Below are 11,205 nucleotides of genomic sequence, written 5' to 3' on the forward strand. Positions count from 1 at the left end.
AAAAAGTCAGGTATTCATGGCGCGTTGGGCCCGATTGACCCAGGCCTCTAGCAACAAGCCTGACGAATAAGGATGTTCGACTGTTTTTGCACTTTGCATCAATTCTTTTGACCAGGCACTGAGCGACTTTATATTGCCTGCGGCAGGCAAGTCCTTGGCGTTGAAAAAACGAGGTTGCCCCCCGACCCGTATTCGCAGCATATCGTGACAAATTTTTTGCAGGCAAGCCAAAATGATGCTCGCGCTGTTGTCCTCGAGAACGCCAGGATGGCCCTTGCTCAATTGAAGCGGTAAGGCACGCCAAGACTGCGCTTTGAACCCAGCGTGATGTAAATGAACGGCATCTTGAGGCCGACCTCCAGAGGCTTGTAACAACACATCGGCGTCTTCTGCGGGTACTGATTGGGTGGTCAGCCAATCAATGGCCAAGTCTGTTTGTGGCCATGACATGGCGTGGATTTGGCATCTGCTGCGAACCGTAGGCAGCAACTCATGCGCAGCCTCACAGGCCAGAATGAAGCGCGTATCCCCGGGGGGTTCTTCCAATGTTTTTAAAAGTGTATTGGCTGTGATGGTGTTCATGCGTTCAGCTGGATTGATGAAAACCACTTTGCCATGCGCGCCTGAACGGGTAGTTTGTGTAAAAGCAATGGTGTCTCGCATGGCTTCAACCCGTATCTCTTTGCTGGGTTTGCGTTTCTTGTCTTCAATGTCTTTGAGCGCTTTTTCAGGCAACGGCCACTCCAGGGTGAGCATGTCTGTTTCCGGCATCAAGACCACTAAATCAGCGTGCACGCGTACTTTTACACCATGGCAACTTGGACATGAGCCACAGGCGCCTTGTGGCGTGGGGTTTTGACATAACCAAGCACTGGCCAACGCCAAACCCAAGTCGTATTGACCTAATCCTGAAGGACCTTGAAGTAAAAACGCATGGCCTGAACGCTGCATCAATGTTTGCAACTGGGACTGCAACCATGGCGCGAGTGTGCTCATAACGGGCGCGCAGACACATAGCCACGCAGCTCTAGTTGGGTCAGGACAGAGGCACGAACGTCATTGAAATCAGCTGCAGCCTGTATGGTTGCAAAGCGTGCTGGCTCGGCTTTTGCCCGCTCAGCATACGCCTGATGCACCTGTCGAAAAAATACCAAGGGTTGTGATTCAAAGCGGTCAGGCACCCGAGCGGACGCCAGCCGTTGCGCGGCGATGTGGGGCTCGAGTGAAAACCACAGGGTCAGATGCGGCTGACGCAAATGCCCATCCGACATGGTTTGTACCCATTGTTCCAATTGCGACAAGACTTGCAGATCAAAACCCCGCCCGCCTCCTTGGTAGGCGAAAGTGGCGTCGGTGAAACGGTCGCATAAGACCACATCGCCCCGAGCCAGTGCCGGTTCTATGACCTGTTGCAAATGGTCGCGCCTGGCAGCAAACACCAGCAGTGCTTCAGTCATCGGGTCCATGGCGTCATGCAATAACACGTCACGAATTTTTTCTGCCAATGGCGTTCCGCCGGGCTCACGGGTGTGAACAACATGGCGGCCACTTAAGCGCAAAGCATCTGCCACTGCTTGTATATGGCTGGACTTTCCAGCGCCGTCTATGCCTTCAAAACTGATGAATAAACCGGTTTGCATTGGCGTTATTGTGCCTTGTCAGCCATTTGTCCACGCTGGTATCGGTCTACAGCTGCGTTATGGTCAGCCAGGTTTTCGCTGAATTGACTGCTCCCATTGCCTCTCGCCACAAAATACAACGCTTTACTGGTAGCTGGATGCAACGTGGCTTGCAGGGCGGCTAGTCCAGGCATGGCTATGGGCGTCGGAGGCAAACCTTTGTGGACATAGGTGTTCCACGGATGATCCGTTTTTAAATCCACCCGTCTGAGGTTGCCGTCAAAAGAAGCACCCATGCCGTATATGACAGTGGGATCAGTTTGCAGTGGCATTTGTATCCGTAACCGGTTGTGAAACACGCTGGCAATCATGCGTCGGTCGCTGGCAAGTCCGGTTTCTTTTTCAACAATACTGGCTAATACCAAGGCTTCGTCGGCTGACTTCAAGGGTAGTGCCAAGTCGCGGTTATTCCATGCGTACTCTAAATGCTTGTCCATGGATTTGGCGGCACGGCGCAGCACATCCAGGTCAGAGCTGCCTTTGCCAAAGTTGTAGGTATCAGGGTAAAAACGCCCTTCTGGGGCTATGCCTTTTTTGCCCAGGTGGCTCATGATTTCTTCGTCACTCAAACTGACGGTATCGTGTTTCAAATAATCAGATTTGTCCATCGCCTGACGCAACTGACGCCAATTCCAACCTTCGACCAGCGTCAAAGACTTGAGGTTTTCTTCGCCACGCACTAACTTATTGAGCAATTGCCAGGCAGATGTGGCTTGGCTGATCTCATAGCTACCCGCACGAATGTAGCGAGACTGACCGCTGAATTTGAAAAAGTAATAAAGCAATGACGGCGACACATCGACGCCAGACATCACTGTTTGGTTGGCTATGGTTTTTACTGACTGCCCGGGTTCAATCGACAAATCAACTCTCGAAGCCGTGAGAGGTAAGGGGCGCAAGACCCACCAAGCACAGACTGTTGCGCCCAGCAAAACTGCCAATAAGAGCAGACTCAACCCTGACCAAAACCGTGTTTTCAAAAGCCTGTCCTGCGTATTCTTCAAAGCGGACATGATAATAGAGGTATGAACTCATCAGAAACTGTCAAATCGATACCGTTGTTACAGGCACTTGGGGCTTGCGTGTTGCCGCATCTCGGTGTGATTGCTGCCAAAGGTCCTGATGCCGCTCTTTTTTTACATAACCAGTTGACCCAAGATTTTTTACTTCTTGATGGTCAGCATGCGCGTCTGACGGCATTTTGCAATGCCAAAGGTCGGATGCAGGCCAGCATGGTCGGGTTCAAGACTTCTGATGAGGAAGTTCTCTTGGTGTTGCGCAATGATTTGCTGGCACAAACGCTCAAACGACTGAGCATGTTTGTATTGCGGGCCAAGGTCACATTGAGTGACGCCAGTACAGATTGGAATGTCCATGGCCGGTTGGCTGCACCTGAAGCCACACAGACGCCTTGGCAATCAAGCCATGTTGACGGCACATGGACTGTCAGCCTGTACCCGATACCTTCTGCCGCCAGATATTTGGTGCTGGCTCCTGCGGGTATCCTTTCATTGGACGATGGTTTGTCCTTGGATGATTGGTTGCTGTCAGAGATATTCAGCGGCATCGGTGACGTGCAAGCCGCCACCTTCGAAGCATTTGTACCGCAAATGTTGAATTACGAGTCGGTGGATGGCGTGAATTTCAAAAAAGGCTGTTATCCCGGTCAAGAGGTGGTGGCGCGTAGTCAATTCAGAGGAATTTTGAAGCGCCGTACCTACTTGGTCAGCAGTTCCCTGCCATTGCACAGCGGTCAGGAAATCTTCCATTCAACAGAAACCAGTCAACCATCCGGTCAAGTGGTTCAAGCGGTTTCTCATCCTGTTCACGGCCATTGGGCTTTGGTGTGTTTACAAACATCTTCCATCGATGACGGTGAATTGCATCCCGCAGAAGCAACGGGCCGGGTGTTGACAACGCATCCCCTGCCCTACCCGTTGCGCGACGATATTTAAACGCTGAACATCACATAGACGTTAGCAACATATGGCGGTAATCAGCCACACTGGCATCCCGCGGATTGGTTTTGTGTGAATGATCGGCCAACGCTCCCTTGATGATGTCGTCAAACTGTGCCTCTGTCACGCCCATTGCGGCCAGACCTGATGGCAATCCGAGATTGGCGTTCATTCGCTTGATGGCGTCCCCCAAGGTTTTGGCAACATCATCGTCAGGCGCAATGCCCATGGCGTGCGCCATGCGCACCAAGCGGTTTTCTTGTTGCATCGCTTCGGCGCCAGCATTGAATGCGATCACCGCAGGTAAAAACATAGCGTTCAAGGTGCCGTGGTGTAAGCGCGGGTTGATACCGCCTAGGCTGTGGCTGAGCGAATGTACGCAGCCCAAGCCTTTTTGAAACGCCAACGCACCTTGCATAGACGCGCTCATCATTTGCAAACGTGCGTCCAGATCCTGGCCGTTGCGAGTCGCTTTCTCAATATGGGCCCAACCTCGCTGCAATCCGTCAAGTGCAATGCCATCTGCTGGCGGATTGAAAGCCGAGGACATGAAGGTTTCCATGCAATGCGCAATCGCATCCATGCCGGTGGCTGCGGTCATCAAGGGCGGTAGGCCAAGTGTCAGGTCGGGATCGAGCAAGGCGGTTTGAGGTACCAAGTGCCAAGAGTGGAAACCGAGTTTGCGGCCATCATCGACGATGATGATGGCCCCACGTGCGACTTCACTGCCGGTGCCGGCGGTCGTGGGTATGGCAATCAGCGGCAACACTTTGTCTGTGATAAGCGGCGAACCACCTTCGATCGTGGCATAAGTGGTCAAAGGCCCCGGGTGGGTTGCTGCGATGGCAACACCTTTGGCGCAATCCATGGAAGAGCCGCCGCCTATGGCTATCAGGCCATCGCAATGGTTGGCCTGGCACATAGCAGTTGCAGCCCGTACAGCTGCTTCGGTGGGGTTGGAAGGCGTAGCGTCGAACACCGTACAAACTATTTCCGGCAAAACATCCAATGCTTTTTGCAGCAAGCCTGCCGCTTTGATACCAGCATCCGTGACGATCAGCGGGCGGCTGATGTGATGGCGTTGACATTCTTGCCCAAGCCGATTCAAAGCACCGGATTCAATATAGATTTGTGTGATGTAGAGAATACTGGACATATGACCTCTGATGCGTTGTAGGATGCTGCGACTTTAACGGACTCAGGCAGAAATTTATGGACAAACAAGATTTTCGTTTTTTTCATCCGCTGCGCGTACGCTGGGTGGAAGTAGATATGCAAAAAATCGTTTTTAACGGCCATTACCTCATGTACTTTGACACGGCAGTCGGCGATTACTGGCGTAGTTTGGCGTTGCCTTATGAACAAACCATGCACGATTTGGGCGGCGATTTGTACGTCGTCAAATCTTCTCTTGAGTACAAGGCTTCTGCGGTGTATGACGATTTGCTGCAGATCGGTATGCGCTGCCAGCGTATAGGTAATTCTTCAATCACTTTTCAAGCTTGCGCGTTTCGCGGTAACCAAGTGCTGGTCACTGGTGAAATTGTTTACGTTTATGCCGATCCGGTCACCCAATCATCCAAGCCCGTGCCACAGGAACTTCGTGACGCTATGTTGGGTTATGAACAAGGTGAGACCATGGTGAAACTGCAGCTCGGCAGTTGGATGACGTTAAAAAATACAGCTGGCACATTGCGTACAGAAGTGTTTGTTGAGGAACAAGGCGTTGATCAGGCGTTGGAATGGGATGAATTCGATGCACGTTCACTGCATGCGGTATTGCGAAATCGGATGGGCTTGGCTGTGGCAACTGGTCGCCTGCTGCCTGCAGTAGCAGGCGTATCCAAAATTGGTCGCATGGCGGTGAAACGTCAATTGCGGGGCTTGAAACTGGGAGACCATGTGTTGAATGGTTTGCTGTCGGCAGCCCGTCAGCGTGGGGACAGCGAGGTTGTGCTACACGCCCAATGTACAGCGGAGAATTTCTATCAACGACAAGGCTTTACCCGGCGAGGCGAGGTGTTTGTGGAAGCGGACATGGACCATGTAGAAATGTTCACCAAACTTTAACTTTTTATTCCTATGGTTTCCTCGAGTTTTTTGATCGCGGCAGGAATACTTGCCATCACACCTGGACCTGGTATCGCTTATGTGGTTATTCGAACGGCAGCAGGAGGGCTGAAAAATGGTCTTGCCTCGACTTTCGGTAATGCGCTAGGTGGATTGGTGCATGTCATTGCAGCCACATTGGGTTTAAGTGCTGTCATCACGCAATCAGCATGGGTCTTCAGCGTGATTAAATTGTCTGGCATCATTTACATGATGTATTTGGGGGTACGCATCTTTTTGCAAAACTCACAGACCTCGGTCAAACCGAATATCAAAACACTGAGTCATCGCAGCGCATTCTTGGAGGGGATTCTGCTGGAAACATTGAATGTCAAAACTGCCTTGTTTTTTCTGGCTTTCCTGCCGCAGTTTCTCTTGCCTGAGGAGCCGGTTTCCCAGCAGTTGTTATGGATGGGTTGTATCAGCGTGGGGCTGAATACGATAGTCGATGTTCTAGCAGTTATTTTCGCGAATCGTTTGCTAGCTTCAAAACTGACAAGCAAAATATTAGCCGGCGGCTTGTATCAAATTTCTGGCGTGAGCTTGATAGGACTGGGCGTTTATCTCAGTGTCACCGATTCCAATGGGTCTTTAAATCAAAGCGCTTGAACCACACTGGCGTCAGGTCTCAATAACCATTGTGCCAATTCATCTGACAGCCTGCCTGCTTCGGCAATAGCGGTCTGCCAGACTTTCACACGTCCTGTTAGGTCGCGGTTATAGGTCATGAAGTCGCTGCGATCCGGCAGTTTGCCGTTGGGTAAAGTTTTTATCCATTCAGGGTCGGGTGACAGGACAACAGTCGTGTCCAAAAAAGGGGTGGCTTTGTGTCTTCTGGTGAGTTTTTTATCAAGCCAACCAGGCACCAGATGTTGTTGGAAATGCGGGTAAAGGGTCAGCCCATTGGCCGCCCTGTAGTCCAAATGCAAGTGGTAGTCGGTGATACCGCCGTCCCAATAAGCACCATCGGGTGCGCCGTCTATGCCATGCACTGCTTGGAGTACAAATGGAATGGAACAACTCGCTTGTACAGCGTCTAAGAAATTATTTTCAGATAAAGCTATCTGTTGTGTTCTGTAATCACTGGTATGAAATGGCAGCGGTTGTGGATGCCCAAGAAATGCGGAAGAAAAAACCACGCGCTCCAACCACAAACCCATGGCGCGTCGATTCAACGCATTGGTCAGGTATGCACCAGCATAACCCAGCGCTGTTCGTACCATGGTGTCCTGGCTTAACAGGCCACGTCCGCGCGAAGTCATTACATGCAAACGGTAGCGAGGATGTTGCAATACTTTGTGAATCCGCTTGTCATAAAAACGGTGCAAGTTGGCTGAAAAATCCTCACTCACTTCCTGCGCAGTAGGTCGGTTTTTACCTGGCGCCAGTTTGTAATCCTGATGCACATAAGCTTCTTCCAAAGCCAGCAATTCAAGACGCGGCTCAGGCAAGCAGGCGGTGGCCAAGCGCCATGCGCCGATGGAGGCACCCACCAGATCGATAGGCTGCTTGCTACGCGGCAGCCACTGGTCAAACAAATAGCGATCTATCGGACCGAGTATCAAGCCCTTAGGCCCTCCCGCAGCACCTGGAATCACACTGATATCCTGCGGATTTAAACCGTTGGCTTTGATATGAGCCAGTGCCGTGGGGCCGGCATGAATGCGCAAAGCTTTCACACTGCCAAGCCTTTTGACTGGCGCACAGTCAGCACATCTGACACAGTATTAACGCCAATGAACAGTCCTTCAGCGATCTGAAGTTCTAGTAAAGGCATTTACTCTCCTCTTAACGCTTGCCTCAATTGGATACCTATCTCAGGGCGTTCTGCGAAAGGGTCGGGCGGGTTCGAGCCTGCAACAATGGCATCAAAACGGGTTTGGGCGTTGCCAAGTGCTTTAGGGTGGCTGTAGATATAAAACTGGTTTACGCGCATTGCGTCAAACACCATTTGCGCGACTTGTGCGGCACTGACCTTTCCGCTGCCCACCGCTTTGTCGCTCATGGCTTGGCCAATCAGTTGGCTTTGTGTTGGCTTGGCAGCCGCCAAGTGGCTGGGACGGTTTCTTTCGCTTTGGTTGATACCCGTTGGCACAAAATAGGGGCACAACACACTGGCACTCACCTGATCGGTTACCAAATTTAAATCTTGGTAAAGAGTTTCTGTGAGCGACACCACGGCGTGTTTGGTGACGTTGTAGATGCCCATGTTCGGCGGTGTCAGCAAGCCAGCCATACTGGCGGTATTGACAATATGACCTTGCCAATGCGGATCTTGTTTGGCGGCCTCTAACATCATCGGTGTGAACAAGCGCACGCCATGTATCACTCCCCACACATTGACGCCCATCAGCCACTCCCAGTCTTGCAAACTGCTTTCCCAGACCAGTCCACCCGCGCCCACACCTGCGTTGTTGAACACAAAATGCGGTGCACCGAATCGCTGTTGCACATCGTTAGCCAGCGTTTGCATTTCCTCGGCGTTAGACACATCGACACGCTTGGCCATGACTTGCACGCCCAGGGCTTGCAGTTCATCATGGGCGGCTTTCAATGCGTCTTTTTGCACATCCACCAGTACCAGGTTCATGCCAAGCGATGCGCCGATACGGGCGCATTCCAAGCCAAAGCCTGATGCACCGCCGGTTAACACCGCTGTCTTACCCTTGAAGTCTGTGATCATGCTTCCACCTTTTTCATTATGAAGCCCATGCGTGGAAAGTGCACATGCACGGTGCCGGTTTGCGGGTCATTGCGTTCCAAGGTTAATCGGGTGCGGGTCGCGGCCACCAGTCTTCCCAAGGTTGGTTCAGTGCCAAAACTGTCGGCGGCTACCGAGACTTGGGTGCCTAATTCAAATCCATGCTCATCTTGAAAGACATCGTCTGTCAAAGCGATGGGCTGTGCTGCTTTAGCCACAGCAATGGCTTCATCGGCAGTAATGTCTTGCTCAGTGCCGTGACCAAATGTTGCCATGCGTTGGGTCCATTCACGCACCAACGGCGTGGCATCCAGAATGCTGTCAATCACAGGTACTTTGGCCACAGTGAACCACACCGAGTGATACACAGAGAAATCAGCAAGACAAGGCTTATCGCCTAATAAAAATGCATGGTCTTCCAACATGCTGGAGATGCGACGCAAATGGCTTTTGTACATGGCGGTGGCATCTGCAGGTGGCATACGTGTACCTCCGCCCCGCATGGCTTGCCTGTCGGCTGCAAATACTTTGACCACATCCTCTGGCATGGTGGCCATCACGTGCTGCGCCCCTTTGGGCTGAAAGTTATAAGCCATAGCCACGGGGAAAAGCAAGGTATCGGCCCATTGGGCCAAACTGCGAACCAGCCCTTTTGGCGCTGCGTGATAAAGCGATGGTGTGGGGACCAAGTGTTCCAGCACATCACAAATCAGGGCAGTGTCGCAGTAAATATCAGCACCGATTTGCAGAACCGGTGTTTTGCGATAACCACCTGTCAACGGCATCAAATCCGGCTTGGGCATGACCATGGGAATATGCACACCTTGCCAACTGATTTTTTTATAGCCAAATATCAGTCGGATTTTTTCTGCAAAAGGCGAAGTGGGGTAATGGTGAAGAATCATAGTTGCTCAGATCTTGACAACTTGTTTGCCGAAATTTTTGCCCTTGAGCAAACCAAAAAATGCCTCAGGGGCATGAGCCAGACCATGCGCCACAGTTTCGCGCGGCTTGAATTTACCGCTGCCCACAAGTTCACCCAGTTCTTTCAATGCAACGGGCCAATCAGCCGGATGTTCGCTGACGATAAAGCCTTGCACTTTCATTCGGTTCACCAGAATCAGTGAAGGGTTGGCCATGGGAATCGGGTTACCGTTGTAACCAGAAATCATGCCGCAGACCGCGATGCTGCTGAATTGATTCATGCGCAACATCACCGCGTCCAGCACCATGCCGCCGACATTTTCGAAATGGCCGTCAATGCCATCGGGGCACACTTCTTTCAAGGCTTTAGACAGTGACACATAGTCTGCATACTGTTTGTAATCGATACATGCGTCAAAGCCGAGTTCTTTTTCAACGTAGTCGCATTTATCCTTGCCGCCAGCGATGCCGATGACGCGACAACCACGCGCTTTGGCCAATGCACCAAAGGCACTGCCGACCGCACCACTGGCTGCACTGACCGTCAATGTTTGACCTGCTTTGGGCTCAATGATACGCACCAGCCCATGCCAAGCGGTGACGCCGGGCATGCCTACTGCGCCCAAATAATGGCTGATGGGTACATGGGTGGTGTCGATTTTTCTCAGCATTCCGGGAGTGTTGGCGTCGACCACGCTGTAGGTTTGCCAGCCGCCCATTCCCACTACCTTGTCTCCGGCAGCAAACCCGGGATGGCGACTCTCGACCACTTCACCGACGGTACCGCCAATCATCACGCTGTTGAGTGGCTGTGGCAAGGTATAGCTTTTCACATCGTTCATGCGACCGCGCATATAGGGGTCGAGGCTGAGGTATTCGTGTTTGACCAACACTTGGTTGTCTTGCAGTGATGGCGTTTCCAATGTGAGCAATTGAAAATTGTCTGCCACAGGCTCGGCCTTGGGGCGACTGACCAAATGGATTTGTGGGTTATGTGGCATGTGTGTCTCCAGTATGTTTTTTAAAAAAGTTGAAAAATGTTTAACCGCCTGAGATGCAACTGACGCCGCCGTCCACGGCCAGCCATTGACCGGTGATGTGTTTGCCAGCGTCTGAGGCATACAGCAATGCCAGTCCTTTGAGGTCTTCGTCATCGCCAAGGCGACGCAACGGTGCGTGCGCCGCCAACGCATCTTCGCCCATCGCTTTCAACGTGCCAGCCGTCATCTTGCTGGGGAAAAAGCCGGGGCAAATGGCGTTCACACGAATGCCGTGTTCGCCCCACTCGCCAGCCAGCGCACGGGTGAAATTGATGACCGCGGCTTTGGAAGTGTTGTAAGCCAGGGTTTTCATGCCACTGGGATTGCCGCCCAAACCGGCGATCGACGCTACGTTGATGATGCTGCCGCCGTGACGTGGAATCATGCTGTGCTTGCCAATGTACTGACTCAGGATGAAATAACCTCGCACATTCAGGTTCATCACCTTATCCCAAGCTTCCAGCGGGTGGTCTTCAGCGGGTGCGCCCCAAGCAGCACCGGCGTTGTTCACCAAAATATCCACATGGCCAAATGCCTTGAGTGTTTCGTCCGCTAATCGATGAATATCTTTTTCGTCAGCGCAGTCAGCGGCAATCCACTGCACGTCAATGCCAGCAGCTTTTAACTCAGCAGCAGATGTTTGCAAGTCAGAGGCTTTGCGCGAACTCAACATGATGCGGGCACCTGCCTCACCCAAAGATTGCGCGAGTTGTAGCCCAAGCCCGCGCGAACCGCCGGTGACCAAAGCGGTCTTGCCTGTCAAATCAAAAAGTTGTTTCACTGTGCGTGTCATA

At 52.1% G+C, this 11,205-nt stretch carries 12 protein-coding genes; 3 read left to right on the top strand and 9 right to left on the bottom strand.

The window, feature by feature from the left end; genetic code table 11:
- Positions 1–6: 6 nt before the first annotated feature.
- From AC9UG7_RS09525 to mltG, 3 genes are read right to left on the bottom strand one after another with little or no spacing between them, the layout of a single operon-like run.
- Positions 7–996: a DNA polymerase III delta subunit-related protein gene (locus tag AC9UG7_RS09525; RefSeq protein WP_509586996.1), complete on the bottom strand. Its 990-nt coding sequence runs from the start codon at positions 994–996 to the stop codon at positions 7–9.
- Positions 993–1,640, bottom strand: a complete 648-nt coding sequence (gene tmk, locus AC9UG7_RS09530; protein WP_509586998.1) for a dTMP kinase — start codon at positions 1,638–1,640, stop codon at positions 993–995. Before tmk ends, AC9UG7_RS09525 begins: the two co-directional genes overlap by 4 nt.
- 5 nt (positions 1,641–1,645) lie before the next feature.
- Positions 1,646–2,659: an endolytic transglycosylase MltG gene (gene mltG / locus AC9UG7_RS09535; protein WP_509587001.1), complete on the bottom strand. Its 1,014-nt coding sequence runs from the start codon at positions 2,657–2,659 to the stop codon at positions 1,646–1,648.
- A 45-nt stretch (positions 2,660–2,704) separates the two neighbouring features.
- Here mltG and ygfZ point away from each other — a divergent pair, with 45 nt between their 5' ends.
- On the top strand, positions 2,705–3,634 hold the full coding sequence (ygfZ, locus tag AC9UG7_RS09540) for a CAF17-like 4Fe-4S cluster assembly/insertion protein YgfZ (RefSeq protein ID WP_509587003.1): 930 nt from the start codon (positions 2,705–2,707) through the stop codon (positions 3,632–3,634).
- Between the two features lie 10 nt (positions 3,635–3,644).
- Here the strand turns inward: ygfZ and gbd are convergent, their stop codons facing one another.
- Positions 3,645–4,793, bottom strand: coding sequence for a 4-hydroxybutyrate dehydrogenase (gbd, locus tag AC9UG7_RS09545; protein ID WP_509587005.1), 1,149 nt, complete (start codon positions 4,791–4,793; stop codon positions 3,645–3,647).
- Positions 4,794–4,849: 56 nt separating this feature from the next.
- On the opposite strand from gbd, the gene AC9UG7_RS09550 reads away from it, so the two are divergent.
- Both AC9UG7_RS09550 and AC9UG7_RS09555 read left to right on the top strand, forming a co-directional pair.
- Positions 4,850–5,707 carry a YbgC/FadM family acyl-CoA thioesterase gene (locus AC9UG7_RS09550; protein WP_509587008.1) on the top strand — a complete coding sequence of 286 codons (858 nt, stop codon included), beginning with the start codon at positions 4,850–4,852 and terminating at the stop codon, positions 5,705–5,707.
- A 12-nt stretch (positions 5,708–5,719) separates the two neighbouring features.
- On the top strand, positions 5,720–6,355 hold the full coding sequence (locus AC9UG7_RS09555; RefSeq protein ID WP_509587010.1) for a LysE family translocator: 636 nt from the start codon (positions 5,720–5,722) through the stop codon (positions 6,353–6,355).
- On the opposite strand, the gene AC9UG7_RS09560 is transcribed toward AC9UG7_RS09555, so the two are convergent.
- From AC9UG7_RS09560 to AC9UG7_RS09580, 5 genes are all read right to left on the bottom strand, one after another.
- Positions 6,343–7,425 carry a patatin-like phospholipase family protein gene (locus AC9UG7_RS09560; RefSeq protein WP_509587012.1) on the bottom strand — a complete coding sequence of 361 codons (1,083 nt, stop codon included), beginning with the start codon at positions 7,423–7,425 and terminating at the stop codon, positions 6,343–6,345. The genes AC9UG7_RS09555 and AC9UG7_RS09560 overlap by 13 nt on opposite strands.
- A 98-nt stretch (positions 7,426–7,523) precedes the next feature.
- Complete coding sequence (locus tag AC9UG7_RS09565) at positions 7,524–8,429, bottom strand: SDR family oxidoreductase (protein WP_509587014.1); 906 nt, start codon at positions 8,427–8,429, stop codon at positions 7,524–7,526.
- Positions 8,426–9,352, bottom strand: a complete 927-nt coding sequence (locus AC9UG7_RS09570; protein WP_509587017.1) for a glutathione S-transferase family protein — start codon at positions 9,350–9,352, stop codon at positions 8,426–8,428. Before AC9UG7_RS09570 ends, AC9UG7_RS09565 begins: the two co-directional genes overlap by 4 nt.
- Before the next feature lie 6 nt (positions 9,353–9,358).
- Positions 9,359–10,372, bottom strand: coding sequence for an NADP-dependent oxidoreductase (locus AC9UG7_RS09575; RefSeq protein ID WP_509587019.1), 1,014 nt, complete (start codon positions 10,370–10,372; stop codon positions 9,359–9,361).
- Positions 10,373–10,412: 40 nt separating this feature from the next.
- On the bottom strand, positions 10,413–11,204 hold the full coding sequence (locus AC9UG7_RS09580; RefSeq protein WP_509587021.1) for an SDR family oxidoreductase: 792 nt from the start codon (positions 11,202–11,204) through the stop codon (positions 10,413–10,415).
- Position 11,205: the final 1 nt, after the last annotated feature.

It is taken from the genome of Limnohabitans sp. (assembly GCF_046052765.1).
Lineage (GTDB): Bacteria > Pseudomonadota > Gammaproteobacteria > Burkholderiales > Burkholderiaceae_C > Limnohabitans.